At 58.4% G+C, this 17,110-nt stretch carries 14 protein-coding genes; 2 read left to right on the top strand and 12 right to left on the bottom strand.

What is annotated here, in order from left to right; translation table 11 throughout:
• Positions 1 to 9: 9 nt before the first annotated feature.
• The 8 genes from nuoH to lrhA form a co-directional block, all read right to left on the bottom strand.
• Positions 10 to 987, bottom strand: coding sequence for an NADH-quinone oxidoreductase subunit NuoH (nuoH, locus tag AAIE04_RS20500; protein WP_004936022.1), 978 nt, complete (start codon positions 985 to 987; stop codon positions 10 to 12).
• Positions 984 to 3,722 carry an NADH-quinone oxidoreductase subunit NuoG gene (gene nuoG / locus AAIE04_RS20505; RefSeq protein ID WP_498577614.1) on the bottom strand — a complete coding sequence of 913 codons (2,739 nt, stop codon included), beginning with the start codon at positions 3,720 to 3,722 and terminating at the stop codon, positions 984 to 986. The genes nuoH and nuoG overlap by 4 nt, the downstream gene beginning before the upstream one ends.
• 76 nt (positions 3,723 to 3,798) lie before the next feature.
• Positions 3,799 to 5,145: an NADH-quinone oxidoreductase subunit NuoF gene (gene nuoF, locus AAIE04_RS20510; RefSeq protein WP_004936030.1), complete on the bottom strand. Its 1,347-nt coding sequence runs from the start codon at positions 5,143 to 5,145 to the stop codon at positions 3,799 to 3,801.
• Positions 5,142 to 5,693: an NADH-quinone oxidoreductase subunit NuoE gene (gene nuoE, locus AAIE04_RS20515; RefSeq protein ID WP_004936034.1), complete on the bottom strand. Its 552-nt coding sequence runs from the start codon at positions 5,691 to 5,693 to the stop codon at positions 5,142 to 5,144. The genes nuoF and nuoE overlap by 4 nt, the downstream gene beginning before the upstream one ends.
• Positions 5,694 to 5,695: 2 nt before the next feature.
• Positions 5,696 to 7,492: an NADH-quinone oxidoreductase subunit C/D gene (gene nuoC / locus AAIE04_RS20520; protein WP_004936036.1), complete on the bottom strand. Its 1,797-nt coding sequence runs from the start codon at positions 7,490 to 7,492 to the stop codon at positions 5,696 to 5,698.
• A 96-nt stretch (positions 7,493 to 7,588) separates the two neighbouring features.
• The gene (locus AAIE04_RS20525; protein ID WP_004936039.1) at positions 7,589 to 8,263 is read right to left on the bottom strand and encodes a NuoB/complex I 20 kDa subunit family protein; all 675 of its coding nucleotides are present in this window, start codon (positions 8,261 to 8,263) and stop codon (positions 7,589 to 7,591) included.
• 15 nt (positions 8,264 to 8,278) lie between these two features.
• Positions 8,279 to 8,716 (bottom strand): NADH-quinone oxidoreductase subunit NuoA, encoded by a 438-nt coding sequence (gene nuoA, locus AAIE04_RS20530; protein ID WP_004936040.1) that lies wholly within the window; start codon positions 8,714 to 8,716, stop codon positions 8,279 to 8,281.
• Between the two features lie 708 nt (positions 8,717 to 9,424).
• Complete coding sequence (gene lrhA, locus AAIE04_RS20535; protein ID WP_498577615.1) at positions 9,425 to 10,369, bottom strand: transcriptional regulator LrhA; 945 nt, start codon at positions 10,367 to 10,369, stop codon at positions 9,425 to 9,427.
• Between the two features lie 856 nt (positions 10,370 to 11,225).
• On the opposite strand from lrhA, the gene AAIE04_RS20540 reads away from it, so the two are divergent.
• Both AAIE04_RS20540 and yfbR read left to right on the top strand, forming a co-directional pair.
• The gene (locus AAIE04_RS20540; RefSeq protein ID WP_019453720.1) at positions 11,226 to 12,440 is read left to right on the top strand and encodes a pyridoxal phosphate-dependent aminotransferase; all 1,215 of its coding nucleotides are present in this window, start codon (positions 11,226 to 11,228) and stop codon (positions 12,438 to 12,440) included.
• 107 nt (positions 12,441 to 12,547) lie between these two features.
• The gene (gene yfbR, locus AAIE04_RS20545) at positions 12,548 to 13,147 is read left to right on the top strand and encodes a 5'-deoxynucleotidase (RefSeq protein WP_015378582.1); all 600 of its coding nucleotides are present in this window, start codon (positions 12,548 to 12,550) and stop codon (positions 13,145 to 13,147) included.
• Positions 13,148 to 13,174: 27 nt separating this feature from the next.
• On the opposite strand, the gene AAIE04_RS20550 is transcribed toward yfbR, so the two are convergent.
• The 4 genes from AAIE04_RS20550 to yfbV all read right to left on the bottom strand — a co-directional run bounded on the left by AAIE04_RS20550 (position 13,175) and on the right by yfbV (position 16,872).
• Positions 13,175 to 15,025: an SLC13 family permease gene (locus AAIE04_RS20550; protein WP_498577616.1), complete on the bottom strand. Its 1,851-nt coding sequence runs from the start codon at positions 15,023 to 15,025 to the stop codon at positions 13,175 to 13,177.
• Between the two features lie 79 nt (positions 15,026 to 15,104).
• Positions 15,105 to 15,761, bottom strand: coding sequence for a sugar phosphatase (locus AAIE04_RS20555; protein ID WP_063919782.1), 657 nt, complete (start codon positions 15,759 to 15,761; stop codon positions 15,105 to 15,107).
• Positions 15,762 to 15,778: 17 nt separating this feature from the next.
• Positions 15,779 to 16,273: a YfbU family protein gene (locus tag AAIE04_RS20560; RefSeq protein ID WP_019453723.1), complete on the bottom strand. Its 495-nt coding sequence runs from the start codon at positions 16,271 to 16,273 to the stop codon at positions 15,779 to 15,781.
• Between the two features lie 143 nt (positions 16,274 to 16,416).
• Positions 16,417 to 16,872 carry a terminus macrodomain insulation protein YfbV gene (gene yfbV / locus AAIE04_RS20565; RefSeq protein WP_004936061.1) on the bottom strand — a complete coding sequence of 152 codons (456 nt, stop codon included), beginning with the start codon at positions 16,870 to 16,872 and terminating at the stop codon, positions 16,417 to 16,419.
• Between the last annotated feature and the right edge of the window lie 238 nt (positions 16,873 to 17,110).

Raw genomic sequence — 17,110 nt, forward strand, 5'->3', positions numbered from 1 at the left:
ATTCACCCCTTATTGAGCGTTGTACAAAATGACCGCGGCGGTCGCCAGCAGGTTCAGCAGCGTCAGCGGCAGGCATACTTTCCAGCCGAAGGACATCACCTGGTCATAACGCGGACGCGGCAGCGCGGCGCGGATCAGGATGAACATCATCATGAAGAAGGCCGTTTTCAACGCGAACCAGATGAATGGCGGCAGGAACGGACCCTGCCAACCGCCGAAGAACAACGTCACAATCAGGGCGGACACCGTAACGATACCGATGTATTCCCCCACGAAGAACAGACCGAACTTCATGCCGGAATATTCGATGTGGTAACCGTCGGCCAGTTCCTGCTCGGCTTCCGGCTGGTCAAACGGGTGACGGTGACACACCGCCACGCCGGCGATCGCGAAGGTCACGAAGCCGAAGAACTGCGGAATGACGTTCCAGACATGCGCCTGGGATTCAACGATGGCCTGCATGTTGAACGAATCCGCCTGCATTACCACGCCCATCAGCGACAGGCCGATGAATACTTCGTAGCTCAGGGTTTGCGCGGAGGCGCGCATCGCGCCCAACAGCGAGTATTTGTTGTTGCTCGACCATCCGGCGAACAGCACGGCGTACACCGCCAGGCCGGCCATCATCAGGAAGAACAGAATACCGATGTTGAGATCGGACACCGCCCAGGTCGGACTGACCGGAACGATGGCAAATGCCAGCAACAGGGAAGTAAAGGCGATCATCGGCGCCAGGGTGAAGATCACCCGGTCGGAGAATCTCGGCACCCAGTCTTCCTTGAAGAACATTTTGATCATGTCGGCGACCAGCTGCAGCGAGCCGCCCCAGCCTACGCGGTTCGGTCCGTAGCGGTTCTGGAACAGGCCGAGCAGACGGCGTTCGCCGAAGCTCATGAATGCCCCGCACGCCACGACCACCAACAGGATCACGACCGCTTTAAGAATGGCGATCAGAATGTCGATCACCTCAGGGGTAAACCAGCTCATCGTGCCGCCTCCCGCAGATTGTCTACCTTAGCACCCACCAAGATCGGCGGGATCCCTGGCAAGCCGAGCGGCAAACCAACCTGGCCCTGGGTCAGGGTTTCACTCAGACGCACCGGCAGACGCAGGGTCTGGCCCGCACAGCTGAACTCCACCAGGCTGCCCGCGTTGACGCCAAGCGTCGCCGCATCGGCCGGGTTGACCATCACGTAGGCTTCCGGCATGCGCTGCTGGATCACGTGAGAGCGCTGCGACATTTCGTCGCTGCCGAACAGGTGGTAGTAAGGCGCGACACGCCAGCCGTCGACCGGATTGAACGCGGCAGGCACGCGGTCGAAGTAACCGAGGCTGCCCTCCCCCGCTTCGATCAGGCGCACGCCCGGATCGCCGTGGCGCAGTTTGCCGCCCACTTCGGCCTGGAATTTGTTCCATGCCTGCGGTGAGTTCCAGCCTGGCGCCCAGGCGAACGGGATCTGTTGACGATCGGCCAGCGGGCTGTTGTTCCCTTCCATCGAGAAGGCGAACATGGTGTCTTTATCCTGCGGCTGACGCGGCTCGTGCACGCTGATGTTGGCGCGCATGGCGGTACGGCCGCTGGAACGGTGCGGCGAACGCGCCAGCTTCTGACCGCGAATGCGGAAAGTCGCGTCTGGCGCGGCGTCGACGATGCCCTGCAGCTGCGGCAACGCGGCGACGCAAGCGGCGATCACGTCATCGAGCTGAGTCCAGTCCACGTGGCGGCTGGTGTAGGTGGAGTGCAGCGAGTGCATCCAGCGCCAGCTTTCCAGCATCACGGTGAACTGATTCTTGTTGGCGTCGTCGTAGTAAGCCGGATCGTATACCTGGAAGAAGCGCTGCGCGCGGCCTTCCTGGTTGATCAGCGTGCCGTCGCTCTCGGCGAAGCTGGCCGAAGAGAGGATCAGGTTGGCTTTGTCCATGATCGCGGTGCGCTGATGGTCGGCGACGATCAGGTTATTGACCTTGGCCAACGCTGCTTCCACCTGCGCCGCCGGCGCATGGCGATAGAGATCGTTTTCCATCACGATGGCGGTGTCGGCTGCGCCGCTCGCCAGCTGTTCCAGCGCCTGATCGAGCGAACCGCCGCCGATCATCGCCAGGCCCATGCTGTTGGCTGCGCCCGCCACGAAGGTGATGCCGACATCTGAACCGCGGCCCTTCAACGCTTTGGCGATGTTGGCCGCCGCTTCGATGATGGCTTCGCTGCCGGCGTTGCTGCCGGTCACGATCAGCGGTTTGCGTGCGCCGGTCAGCGCCTGCACGATGATATCGACTTTCTTGTTCAGGCCTTCAGCCAGATCGTTCACCGCCGGCGCGGCGTTATCCAGCGCGTGAGCGATGGCGAAGCCGAGGCGCGCCTGCTCGTCTACCGGCGCGCGGTAGTTCCAGGCGGCAATGTCATCCAGACGGGTGTTATCGACGTTGGTGGTGAACAACGGATACTTGGCGTGTTGGCCGATATTCTGCACCGCCGCGATCTGCCAGTCAGCAACGCGTTGCGCCGCTGCCATCGCGCGGGCTTTACCCTTGACGGCCTGACGCACGGACAGCGCGATGCGCGCGCCGGTTTGCGTCAGATCTTCGCCCAACACCAGCACCGCGTCGTAATCTTCGATCTCACGCAGCGCCGGCGTATGAACGCCGCCGTTCTTCAGCACGTTCAGCATCAGCGCCAGACGTGATTGTTCCGCCTGAGCGATACCGGTGTAGTAGTTCTCTGCGCCAACCAGCTCGCGCAGTGCGAAGTTGCTTTCCAGGCTGGCGCGCGGGGAGCCGATGCCGATGGTTTTCTTCGCCTGGCGCAGGATGTCCGCCGCACCCTGCATCGCCTGCTCTGCGTTCAGGGTGATCCAGTCGTCGCCGCGCAGCTGCTGCGGTTGACGCGGACGATCTTTCTGGTTGACGTAGCCGTAGCCGAAACGGCCGCGGTCGCACAGGAAGTAGTGGTTCACGCTGCCGTTGTAACGGTTTTCGATACGACGCAGCTCGCCATAGCGCTCGCCCGGGCTGGTGTTACAGCCGATGCTGCACTGCTGGCAAATGCTCGGCGCGAACTGCATGTCCCATTTACGGTTGTAGCGCTCGGAGTGCGTTTTGTCGGTGAATACGCCGGTCGGGCACACTTCCACCAGGTTGCCGGAGAACTCGCTTTCCAGCGTGCCGCTTTCCGGGCGACCGAAGTAGACGTTGTCGTGTGCGCCGTACACGCCGAAGTCGGTGCCGTCCGCATAGTCTTTGTAGTAACGCACGCAGCGGTAGCAGGCGATGCAGCGGTTCATCTCGTGCGAGATAAACGGCCCCAGCTCCTGGTTGTTGTGGGTGCGCTTGGTGAAGCGATAGCGACGGAAGCTGTGGCCGGTCATTACCGTCATATCCTGCAGGTGACAGTTACCGCCTTCTTCACACACCGGGCAATCGTGCGGGTGGTTGGTCATCAACCACTCGACCACGCTTTCACGGAACTGCTTCGCTTCGCCGTCATCGATAGAGATGAAGGTGCCATCGGATGCCGGGGTCATACAGGACATCACCAAACGGCCGCGCGTATCTTCCGCGTTTTGGTATTGCTTTACCGCACATTGGCGGCAAGCGCCGACGCTTCCCAGCGCCGGATGCCAGCAAAAGTAAGGAATATCGAGGCCAAGGGAGAGACAAGCCTGCAACAGGTTGTCCGCTCCGTCTACCTCATACTCTTTGCCGTCTACATGAATCGTAGCCATAGTCAGCATGCTTCCAAGTGGCCTGCCTTGCGGCAGGCGTTAATCAAAAATTCTGGCCGTGTTCGGGCGAGTCGGCTTACCAGCGCTGCTTCAGCAGGTTGTTCGGCTGAATGCCGCCAATCGCATGAGCGTTGCCGAAGTGCTGCACGGCGATACCCGCCTCGAACTCTTCACGGAAATATTTAATCGCGCTTTGCAGTGGCTCTACGGCACCTGGCGCGTGGGCGCAGAAGGTTTTGCCCGGGCCGAGGGAACGGCACAGCTGTTCGAGGGTTTCGATATCCCCCGGCTGCCCTTCGCCGTTTTCCAACGCACGCAGGATCTTCACGCTCCACGGCAGGCCGTCACGGCATGGGGTACACCAGCCGCAGGACTCGCGGGCGAAGAACTCTTCCAGGTTGCGCACCAGCGGCACCATGCCGATTTCGTGGTCTACCGCCATCGCCAGCGCGGTGCCGAGACGGCTGCCGGCTTTGCCGATTGCGCCGTATTCCATCGGCAGATCGAGGTGATCGGCGGTCAGGAAGTCGGTGCCCGCACCGCCCGGCTGCCAGGCTTTGAAGCGCAGACCGTCGCGCATGCCGCCGGCGTAGTCTTCCAGGATTTCACGCGCGGTGGTGCCGAACGGCAGCTCCCAGACGCCCGGATTTTTCACCCGGCCGGAGAAGCCCATCAGCTTGGTGCCTTTGTCTTCACTGCCGGAGATGCCGGTGTACCACTCCACGCCGTTCGCCAGAATGGCCGGCACGTTGCACAGCGTTTCGACGTTGTTGACGCAGGTCGGCTTGCCCCATACGCCGGCGCTGGCCGGGAATGGCGGCTTGGAGCGCGGGTTGGCGCGGCGGCCTTCCAGCGAGTTGATCAGCGCGGTTTCTTCGCCGCAGATGTAACGGCCGGCGCCGGTGTGCACGATCAGCTCGAAATCAAACCCGGTGCCGAGAATGTTCTTGCCCAGATAGCCGGCTTCGGTGGCTTCCGCGATGGCGCGACGCAGGTGCGCCGCCGCTTCGATGTACTCACCGCGCAGGAAGATGTACCCACGGTAGGCTTTCAGCGCGAACGCGGAGATCAGCATGCCTTCCACCAGCAGGTGCGGCAGCTGCTCCATCAGCAGGCGGTCTTTATAGGTGCCCGGCTCCATCTCATCGGCGTTACACAGCAGGTAACGGATGTTCATGGATTCGTCCTTCGGCATCAGGCTCCACTTCAAACCGGTGGAGAAGCCCGCGCCGCCGCGGCCCTTCAGCCCGGAATCTTTTACCAGGCTGACGATTTCGTCGGGCGCCAGGCCCTTCAGGGCCTTTTCCGCACCGGCATAGCCGTTTTTGCTGCGGTATTCGTCCAGCCACAGCGGCTGCTTGTCATCGCGCAGACGCCAGGTCAGCGGATGCGTTTCGGGAGTGCGTACAATGTGCTTGGTCATTGGTACTGCTCCAGTAGCGTCTCGATATCTTCAGGCTTCAGCTGACTGTGAGTGTCCTCATCAATCATCATGGTCGGCCCTTTATCGCAGTTACCCAGACAGCAGGTCGGCAACAGCGTGAAGCGGCCATCAAAGGTGGTTTGACCCGGTTTGATGTTCAGCTTCTTCTCGATAGCGGCCTGAATGCCCTGGTAACCGGTGATGTGACAAACAACGCTGTCACAATAACGGATCACGTGACGTCCTACTGGCTGACGGAAAATCTGGCTGTAGAACGTGGCCACGCCTTCTACGTCGCTGGCGGGGATGCCCAGCACTTCCGCGATGGCGTAAATCGCACCGTCCGGAACCCAGCCGCGCTGCTTCTGCACAATTTTCAGTGCTTCGATGGAAGCGGCGCGCGGATCCTCGTAATGGTGCTTTTCGTGCTCGATCGCATCACGTTCTTCCGCGCTCAGTACAAATGCATCAACGCCGCTCTGAGGAGCGGCTGCGTTGATGGGCTCGAGCGCATCATTGACTGCGTGATTGTCTTTTTGATCATGCATAGTTAGCGGTCCACATCTGACATTACAAAATCGATACTACCCAGATAGACGATCAGGTCGGAAACCAGGCTGCCTCGGATGACCGATGGGATCTGCTGCAGGTGCGCAAAGCTTGGCGTACGTACCCGGGTGCGGTAGCTCATGGTGCTGCCGTCGCTGGTCAGGTAGTAGCTGTTGATCCCTTTGGTGGCTTCAATCATCTGGAATGATTCGTTGGCTGGCATCACCGGGCCCCAGGAAACCTGCAGGAAGTGGGTGATCAGCGTTTCAATGTGCTGCAGCGTGCGCTCTTTCGGCGGCGGCGTGGTCAGCGGGTGATCGGCCTTGAACGGGCCTTCCGGCATGTTGTTCAGGCACTGTTCGAGGATGCGCAGGCTCTGGCGCAGCTCTTCCACCTTCAGCATCACGCGGGTGTAGCAGTCGCTGGTGCCGTCGCCGACAGGCACTTCAAAGTCGAAGTTCTCGTAGCCGGAATACGGACGCCATTTACGCACGTCGAACTCGACGCCGGTCGCGCGCAGACCGGCACCGGTCACGCCCCACTCCAGCGCTTCTTTGGCGTTATAGGACGCCACGCCGATGGAACGGCCTTTCAGGATGCTGTTCTTCAGCGCCGCTTTCACGTAAGAATCCAGACGCTTCGGCATCCAGTCGAGGAATTCGCGCAGCAGGCGATCCCAACCGCGCGGCAGATCGTGCGCGACGCCGCCGATGCGGAACCAGGCCGGGTGCATGCGGAAACCGGTAATCGCTTCCACCAGATCGTAGATCTTCTGACGGTCGGTAAAGGCGAAGAACACCGGGGTCATCGCGCCGACGTCCTGAATGAAGGTGGAGATGTACAGCAGGTGGCTGTTGATGCGGAACAGTTCGGACAGCATCACGCGAATGGTGTCTACGCGCTCCGGCACCTTGATGCCGGCCAGCTTTTCAACCGCCAGCACGTAAGGCATTTCGTTCACGCAGCCGCCGAGGTACTCGATGCGGTCGGTGTACGGAATGTAGCTGTGCCAGGATTGACGCTCGCCCATCTTCTCGGCGCCGCGGTGGTGATAGCCGATATCCGGCACGCAGTCGACGATCTCTTCGCCGTCCAGCTGCAGAATGATGCGGAACGCACCGTGCGCGGACGGGTGGTTCGGGCCGAGGTTGAGGAACATGAAGTCTTCGTTCTCGGTGCCGCGCTTCATGCCCCAGTCTTCCGGCTTGAAGGTCAGCGCTTCCATCTCCAGATCTTCTTTCTGTTTGGTCAACACGAAAGGATCGAATTCGGTGGCGCGCGCCGGGTAGTCCTTACGCAGCGGGTGCCCTTCCCAGGTCTGCGGCATCATGATGCGCGACAGGTGCGGGTGGCCGTCAAAGGTGATGCCGAACATTTCCCAGGTCTCGCGCTCATACCAGTTGGCGTTCGGGAACACCTTGGTCGCCGTCGGCACGTGCAGGTCTTTTTCAGACAGCGCTACCTTCAGCATGATGTCGCGGTTGCGTTCGATGGAAATCAGATGGTAGAAAACGGAGAAATCCGCAGCGGGCAGGCCGTCGCGGTGGGTGCGAAGACGTTCGTCTACGCCATGCAGATCGAACAGCATGACATACGGCTTCGGCTGTTTTCTCAGGAACGTCATTACTTCCAGTAACTGGTCAGGTTTAACCCATACCACGGGCATGCCGGTGCGGGTGGCCTGAACAGTAAAGGCTTCCGGCCCAAAACGGTTGCGCAGTTCGCCGATCACCGGGTCGTCAAGGTGATCTCGGGTCTGCCAGGCAGGCAAGGCGTCGTGCGTCGTCAAATCTGTCATAATTTTTTTTCACCACACTAAAGGGTTATTCGCCGCAAGTTTCACTTTTCGCTGTGTTAACCAATAGCGCACTAAGATGGACGTTAAATGAACGTCTTAAATCTCGTCAGGCGTCCGGAGGTTGGTCACCGCGATGCGCTCGCCGTGTTTACGCTCTCTTTCAGACTGCATATTGGCGCGGTAAACGCCCTGATCGCCGACAACCCACGACAGCGGGCGACGTTCTTTGCCGATGGATTCCTGCAGCAGCATCAGCGCTTGCATGTAGGCTTCCGGACGCGGCGGGCAGCCGGGAATGTACACGTCGACCGGCAGGAACTTGTCCACGCCCTGCACCACGGAATAGATGTCGTACATGCCGCCGGAGTTGGCGCAGGCGCCCATCGAAATCACCCACTTCGGTTCCAGCATCTGCTCGTACAGGCGTTGGATGACCGGAGCCATCTTGGTGAAGCAGGTACCGGCCACCACCATCAGGTCAGCCTGACGCGGGGAGGCGCGCAACACTTCCGCACCGAAACGCGCCACGTCGTGAACGGCGGTAAACGACGTCACCATCTCCACGTAACAGCACGAAAGGCCGAAGTTATACGGCCAAATAGAGTTTTTACGCCCCCAGTTCACCATGTCATGCAGCGCATGTTCGAGTTTACCCATGTAAACCGTGCGGTGGACCTGTTGTTCCAGGGGATCGGCGACGATCTCCTGTTTTTGCAGGGGATAACGGTCGTTCTCACCGTTCGGGTCTATGCGGGTGAGCGTATAGTCCATCTTAATGCCTCGCTGTTACTGCGGATGACTGTTGGTGTTAGTGATCGTGCTCGGTTTGCTGCGGCGTTGGGAACGCGCCGGAGTCCAATCCAACGCGCCGATGCGCACCAGATAAACCAGACCGGCCAATAGCACCAAAATGAAAATGGCGGCTTCGATAAAGCCTACCCAGCCGCTCTCGCGAATCGAGACCGACCAGGCGTACAGGTATAAGGCTTCAACGTCGAAAATAACGAAGAACATGGCCACCAGGTAAAACTTGGCGGACAGACGCATGCGCGCCGTGCCGACGGAGTCGATACCTGATTCAAACGGGGTGTGTTTGGCGCGCGCCCGGGCTCTCCCGCCCAAGAAAAACGCACCCAGCAGCATTAAGCCGCAGAGCCCGATAGCCACAACGAGAAATACGGCGAGCGCCCAGTGATGAGCGATAACTTCAGTGGTTGTTGACATACTCTATGCTTACTCATCAAAAGTGGCGTCGATCGCACTGCTCTTGTCACCGGCAGTTAGTGCGCCACATCGATTTAAGGGAAGGATAAATAACCACACAAACAAACTGCTTTTACAGCGAGTTAGGCAGCGTTTTTCTGTGGGCTTTTTACTCCTTTCTATAACCTTTTGTCAACTTTGACAAAAGTATCTACACACTAGTTTACATACGTATCATTTGATTAACATTTGATGCGCCAGGGACAGGCTAAATCGTGTCAGTTAATTTTTGTGTAGAAACAGATAGATATAAACCAACATGCACATTTCAGTTTTACTATACCATTGTCTCAGGAATTCCCTGTTCTTCCACTCACTACCTAGGGGTATTTTTTTGATCCAGGACACGTTTTCAGCATAAATCCTCAAAAAAAGTGTGGGCCTTTAACAATTTTCCTCAAATTAAGCCGCAAAAACGGCCGCTATAAGCTAACAAAATAACCTTACCATTACCATGCCTTTAACCCATTCAATCTTATTGCTCAAAAAACAAACTCACCGTCTTAAACCCGGCCAAACTCTGTTTTCATTGACACTTAAAATGCAACAAAATAGCCATCTCATAACAAAATTGCACTTAACTACCTATAACAGTCACTTTCATCAAAATTAAGGCAAAAAAAACCTCCGCCGAAGCAGAGGTTTTTCATCCGATTTCACGCCGCAGCGTTACTCTTCTTCGTCCACCAGGCTGGCGTCATCCTGATCGCCCTGGAGACCGGTTTCCGTTCCGTTGAAACCATAGCTGTCGTTGCCGCCCTGCATCGCGCTGAAGATGGCCATCGCCAGCTCGCTGCTGCACTGCGCGTTTTTGCACAGCGCATACTGGGTATCCGGCAACGCCGGCAACCCTTCCGCCGCGCCCAGCACCCGCAGGTCGGGGCTCATCATCTCGATAGGCCGCGCGGTGACGCCCAGACCGGCCTTGCAGGCCGCCCGCACTGCGGACAACGTAGAGGCGACGTAGGCGATGCGCCACGGAATACCGGCTTCGTCCAACTGTTTGATCGCCAGCGCGCGGAACGGGCTTGGCTCGTCCATCACCACCAACGGGATCGGCTCGCCGGCCTGGTAGTGGTAATCAGCGGCGCAGTACCACAGCGTCGGCGACGTGCGCAGCACAATGTGCGGATGCCCTTCGGGATCGGCCGTGGTCACTGCCAGATCGATCTGCCCTTCTTCCAGCAGGTCGACCATCGTCGTGCTGCGCTTCACGCGCACGTCAATAGCCAGCTTGGGATAGATGGCGGTCACGCGGTTCAACAGGAAAGGCAGAATGGTATCGGCGGTGTCGTCGGAAGCGCCGATGGTCAGAACACCTTTAATATTGTTGTACATCAGAGAGGTACAGGCTTCATCGTTAAAGCGCAGGATCTTCCTGGCATAACCGAGAAGCTGAATACCGTGCTCAGTCAGGAGTTTGTTACGCCCATGGCGGGCAAACAGTTCTTTGCCGACCAGTTGCTCTAATCGCTGCATTTGTTGGCTGACGGCTGATTGAGTACGGCAAACGGCGACGGCCGCCGCCGCGAAGGTATTCAAATCAGCAACAGCAACAAAAGTTCTTAGCAGATCGAGGTCGAGATTAAGTATCGGACGATTTGCAGTTGTCATAGTGTATTCTTCACTTTTTTAAATTCTAATTTACGAACTACTACCCTGGTGTGTTTCTCAGACGCCGTTGAAAAAGGGCGGCGCCTGTTATGACAGTACCCCACTCATAAGTGGAGGGCAAAAAAATTACTTATGTTTCGTTACCTCTATCGCTTTTTAAAATGCAACCTATCGATAATGCTTATAGGACGCAGGGAGTTAAATACCGATGGAAAGGGCTTATTCCCACCGAACCTAAGATTTTACTCATTCATACTGCCTGATTTCCACTCCATTCGTGCTACTGAGAACCCTTATCAACGGGGGTTTAGACAGCATTTCAGAGCAAAAAAGATAAATAATTAACAGCGCCGGCTTCGTAGCCCTACTCAATGAATTTAATAAATTCAATCAGTAAGATTTTTACTTTAAATAATAATCTCATACCCACATTAACAATGCTTAAGACAAAATATAAAGTAAAGCTAATGTAAATATGCCTTTTTCTTAGTGTGGTGCGCCATCCGACAACCGGCTATCAGACAAGTCCGGTATTATCGTTCCTTTACAGTTTATTGACACCCATCCTTCCTTCCCGCTTATCAGTTCTCTGCCGCCGGCCGCGCTCGCCGGCGCATCGCGTTTCCCGGCTCACATTTTTTCAGAACAAAACCCTACTAAAATTATAGTTCATGACATTATGAACCACAAAATAACTTTACCTTTACTTATCATAACTAAAATCCCCCGTTACGACATGCGTTTGCACCAAAGGCGTGCAAAACCCTTCAAAAGCAACTACGCCAGGAGTACATTGGGCGGGTTGCGGCGTTCCACGGTAGGAGCGCCCCTATCCCAGCAAAAGGCTCAACTTTTTATGTCCCCCATTGAGAAATCCAGCAAACTGGACAACGTCTGCTATGACATTCGCGGCCCGGTGCTTAAAGAAGCTAAACGTCTTGAAGAAGAAGGCAACAAAGTCCTGAAACTGAACATCGGCAACCCCGCCCCGTTCGGCTTCGACGCCCCGGACGAAATCCTGGTCGACGTGATCCGCAATCTGCCCACGGCGCAAGGTTACTCCGATTCCAAAGGCCTCTTCTCGGCGCGTAAAGCGATCATGCAGCACTATCAGGCGCGCAACATGCGTGACGTGACCGTTGAGGATATCTACATTGGCAACGGCGTCTCGGAGCTGATCGTCCAATCCATGCAGGCGCTGCTCAACAGCGGCGACGAAATGCTGGTGCCGGCGCCGGACTACCCGCTGTGGACCGCCGCGGTCTCGCTGTCCGGCGGCAAGGCCGTGCACTACCTGTGCGATGAGCAGGCCGGCTGGTTCCCGGATCTGGACGACATCATCAGCAAGATCACTCCGCGCACCCGCGGCATCGTGATCATCAACCCGAACAACCCGACCGGTGCGGTTTACAGCAAAGCGCTGCTGGAGCAGATCGTCGAGATCGCCCGTCAACACAACCTGATCATCTTCGCCGACGAGATCTACGACAAGATCCTGTATGACGAAGCCGAGCACCACTCGATCGCCGCACTGGCGCCGGATCTGCTGACAGTGACCTTCAACGGCCTGTCGAAGACCTACCGCGTGGCCGGCTTCCGCCAGGGCTGGATGGTGCTGAACGGGCCGAAAAAGCACGCCAAAGGCTATATCGAAGGGCTGGAGATGCTGGCTTCGATGCGCCTGTGCGCCAACGTGCCGATGCAGCACGCCATTCAGACCGCGCTGGGCGGTTATCAGAGCATCAGCGAATTCATTCAGCCCGGCGGGCGTCTGTATGAGCAGCGCAACCGCACCTGGGAACTGCTCAACGATATCCCTGGCGTCTCTTGCGTGAAACCGCAGGGCGCGCTGTACATGTTCCCGCGCATCGACGCCAAGCGCTTCAACATCCATGACGACCAGAAGCTGGTGCTGGATCTGTTGCTGCAGGAAAAAGTGCTGCTGGTGCAGGGTTCCGCATTCAACTGGCCTTACCCGGATCACGTGCGCATCGTCACCCTGCCGCGCGTAGACGAGCTGGAAATGGCGGTCGGCAAGCTGGGCCGCTTCCTGGAAGGCTACCACCAGTAATCGCCTGAGGCGCAGCGGCTTGCTGCGCCCTTCCCTCACAGGCCGGTTGCAAAATTCGCCGTCACTGCTTCACAATGGGGCCCTCACTTGCCGTTAAAGAGAGCACCATGAGCCAGAGCCATTTCTTCGCCCATCTGTCCCGCCTGAAACTGATCAACCGCTGGCCGCTGATGCGCAACGTGCGTACCGAGAACGTCTCCGAACACAGCCTGCAGGTGGCTTTTGTCGCCCACGCGTTGGCGGTGATCAAGAACCGCAAATTCAACGGCAACCTCAACGCCGACCGCGTTGCGCTGCTGGCGATGTACCACGACGCCAGCGAAGTGATCACCGGCGACATGCCGACGCCGATCAAGTACTACAACCCGCAGATCGCCCACGAGTACAAGAAGATCGAAAAGATCGCCCAACAAAAGCTGCTGGACATGATCCCGGCGGAGCTGCGCAACGACTTCCGCACCATTCTCGATGAGCATTACTACAGCGAAGATGAAAAGCAGGTGGTGAAACAGGCGGACGCACTGTGCGCCTACCTGAAATGCCTGGAGGAGCTGTCCGCGGGCAACAACGAATTCACCCTGGCCAAGGCGCGGCTGGATAAAACGCTGGAGCAGCGCCGCAGCCCGGAAATGGACTACTTCATGGAGGTGTTCATTCCCAGCTTCAGCCTGTCGCTGGACGAAATCAGCCTCGACAGCTCGCTGTAACCCGCCGGCGCAGCCTTCGCTGCGCCGTTAAAATCCGTAAAGCCACGGCACCACCAACACGCTGACCGCCATCACCAACAGGGTGAACGGCACGCCAAGACGCACGAAATCGCCGAACTTGTAATTGCCCGGCCCCAGCACCAGCGTGTTGACCGGCGAAGAGACCGGCGTCATAAAGGCGGCGGACGCGGCGATAGCGATAATCATCGCGAACGGGTACGGCGAGACGCCCATTTCGCGCGCGGCGGCGATGGCGATCGGCGCCATCAGCACCGCCGTCGCGGTATTGGAAATAAACAGGCCGATGGTGGCGCACAGCACGAACAGGCACAACAGCATCACGCGCGGCCCCGCGCCGCCGGCGACGTCCATCAGCCCGCGGACGATCAGATCGACCCCGCCGGTCTTTTGCAGCGCCTGCGCGAACGGCATCATGCCGACGATCAAAATGATGCTCGGCCAGTGGATCGATTTATAGGCGCTCTCCATGTCGATGCAACGGAACTTGCCCATCAGCAGGCAGGCGATCAGCGCCGCGATCGGGTTGGGGATTTCGTCGGTCAGCATCATCGCCACCATCAGCGCCAGACAAAACAGCGCGTGCGGCGCCTGGGTGATGGCCGGCGCCACTTCATCCACTTCGGCCGGCAGATTGAGCACGATAAAGTCGTGGGTTTTGGCCTGCAGCTGACGGATGGCCTTCCAGTCGCCGATCACCAGCAAAATGTCGCCCAACTCCAGCGGTTCGTCCACCAGCTTGCCGCTCAGCGTCTCGCCGTGGCGCCGGATGCCCACCACGTTCAGATCATAGCGGCTGCGGAACGCCGCTTCGCGCAGGCTTTTGCCCAGCAGCGCCGAGTCCGGGATCAGCGAGACCTCCGCCATGCCGACGTTGCGCGACTGTTCAGAGAAATAATCACCACGCAGCACCATTGGCTCCAGCTGCTGCTCGCCGCAGAATTCACGCAGATCGACCTGGCTGTCCGACATGTCGATCAGCAGGACATCGCCCTCGCGCAGTTCGGTGCTGCCGGAAGCGCTGACCATCACTCGCCGGAAGCGTTTCCAACGCTCGATGCCCACCACGTTGGCGCCATAGCGCGCGCGCAGGTGCAGCTCATCCAGAGAACGCCCGATCAGCGGCGAAGCGCTACGGACAGCCAGCCGCCGCGCGCGGCCGGTCAGTTTGTAATCGCGGATCAGATCGCGGAAAGTGCGCCGCCGCCAGTCGTCGCCGGCTTTGCCCGTTTCACCGCTGCCCAGCCAACGGCGGGCGATCAGCATGTAGCCGACGCCCAGCGCCAGCACCGCCAGGCCGATGGGCGTCACGCTGAAGAAGCCGAAACCATGAATGCCTTCGCGCACCAGTTCGCTGTTGACCACCATGTTGGGCGGCGTGGCCACCAGCGTCATCATGCCGCTGATGAGCCCGGCGAAGCTGAGCGGCATCATCAGCCGCCCCGGTGCGATCTTCATTCTCGCCGTCACGCTGAGCACCACCGGGATAAAGATCGCCACCACGCCGGTCGAGCTCATGAACGCTCCCAGCCCGGCGACCGTCACCATCAGCAGCATCAACATTTTGGTTTCGCTGCTGCCGGCCACTTTCACCAGCCAGTCGCCGACCTGATAGGCCACGCCGGTGCGCACCAGCCCTTCGCCGATCACGAACAGCGCGGCGATCAAAATCACGTTGGGATCGCTGAAACCGACCGTCGCCTCCTGCAGGCTGAGCGTGCCACTCAACACGAAAGCGATGATCACCAAAAGCGCCACCACGTCCATGCGCAGCTTGTTGGTGGTAAACAGCACAATGGCAATCAGCAGTAAACTCAGCACCCACAGTAATTCGCTGTTCAAAACGCCCTCATCCGGCAAATGTCCAAGGGGTTAAAAAATAGCATAAAAAAACCCCGCCGAGGCGGGGTCTAATCAATTAGGGTGAAGATAATGCCGCTCAGGCCAGCCGGCGAACGATCGCCCCGTGCGCCGTTTTCTCGACGGCGATCTGTTCCAGCGACCCCAGCCGCAGGTCGACCTGATCCAGCTTCGGCGCATCCGCCGGCGCGTTGACCGCGATCACCTGGCAGCCCGCCGCCAGACCGGAAAGAATGCCGGCCGGTGCGTCTTCGACCACCACGCACTCGTGCGGCGCCAGGCCCAGACGCTCGGCGCCCAGCAGATAGGCGTCGGGCTGCGGTTTACCGTGTTTAACCTGCTCGGCGGTGATAAACACCGCCGGCTGCGGCAAACCGCCGGCCTGGCGACGGGCGCCCGCCACCGGCACCGAACCGGAGGTGACGATCGCCCAGGGAATGTCGAGCGCGTTCAGGCGATCCAGCAATGCAATGGCGCCAGGCAGTGCGCGAACGCCATCGGTATCCTGCGCTTCCCTCTGCTCCAGCAGTTGGAACTCGCGCTGAATTTCCGCTTCGCTTTCGCCCGGCATGAAGTGGCGCAGAGAAGTAATGGCCTGTTTACCGTGAATGAAGTCCAGCACGGCTTGCGGGTTGACGCCGCGGCGCTCGGCCCAGTGCGTCCAGGCGCGCTCTACCGCCGGCAGCGAATCCACCAGGGTGCCATCAAGATCGAACAGAAAACCCTTACACTCCACAGAAAACCTCTTTTTAATCAAGCATTGATGATTTGCGCTATCTCAACGGCGCTCAAGTGATACTGGCGCGGGCAGGCCAGCCAGATCGCCAGCATACGCTGGTATTTCTCCCACATTTTGGTCTGGGCGTTGAAACCGTGGCTGCCGGAATCGAAGTGAGTATAACGCCCCTCGGTGCTGACCAGGAAACGCACGTAGCTCAGGTAGCGCGCCTCGGTGGCGGCATCGAAACCGAGAAACGCCAGGCGGCGTTCGTCCAGATCCTGTTTCTCTTTCAGGTTGCCCCAGGAAACCTGCAGCGCATGATGCATCTCCATCACGTTGATGATGGTGCGGCACACCTCTTCGCTCAGTTCGCCGAAGTCGCGATCCAGCTCGCGCATTTGCAAACCGAAGCCGCGTTCGACGATGGTTTGCAACCGGCGATAACGATCGCTGTTGTCCGGATCGAGCAGGGTCATCATCTTGTACTGATTCGACAGGATCAGCCGCTGGGCGTTGGTCATTTCCATCAGGATTTCCTCATTTCTGTGTGATGGCGGGAGCATCGCACAGCGCAAGAACGCAGGAAATCACAACTCGACCGTTCTTTGATTTAAACCGGGGTTATTGGCGCTTAGACGAAAAAGGCCGCATCAACGCGGCCTTTTTTCAGTTACAGATCGTCAAGGAAGGTTTTGTCCAGCTGCTTGAACGCGCGCTTGAGCAGATCGGCCAACGTCTGATAAGTCGGCGTACCTTCGAGCGGCGCCACCGCCTGCCCCGCTTCCGTCAGCTTGTTGCGCACCTCGTGGAACCATTGCAGCAGCGTCGGCGGCAGTGGCGTGACCGAACGGCGCCCCAGCCACCACAGCCCCTGCATCGGCAGGCTGCAGGCGAACAGCGCGGTGGCGATCGCCGGGCCGAGCTGGCCGCCGAGCGCGATCTGCCAGGTCAGCGTGAAAATCGCCAACGGCGGCATGAAGCGGATGGCGAAACGGGTAGCACGCGCAACGCGGTTCTCCGGAAAGACCGGTGCCAGACGTTTGTCTGACGGCCAGGTTTTCATATAATGCTGCCCGCGCTGGAAGACCTGAAACCAGCTTACGGAACCGGACGGTTTGCTCGTCATTGCGTACCTCAACGTCACGTAAAGAAACTCACAGCGTGCTGCCAGAGACAATACTAAAAAATTTGAAGCTTTAAATTTATTTTGTGTTTGCACCGGGCTATCGGTATCCTAAGCCGGCCTTGTGGCCGGTAGAAGATGACGTAAATTTTGTCAACTTTTAGCCCTATAAAAATCAAGATTATTTAAACCGCAGAGAAATCATCGGTTTTTCCATCATCCTGTGATTTGTGCACTTCAC

Source organism: Serratia sp. Ae19-1 (genome assembly GCF_059801225.1).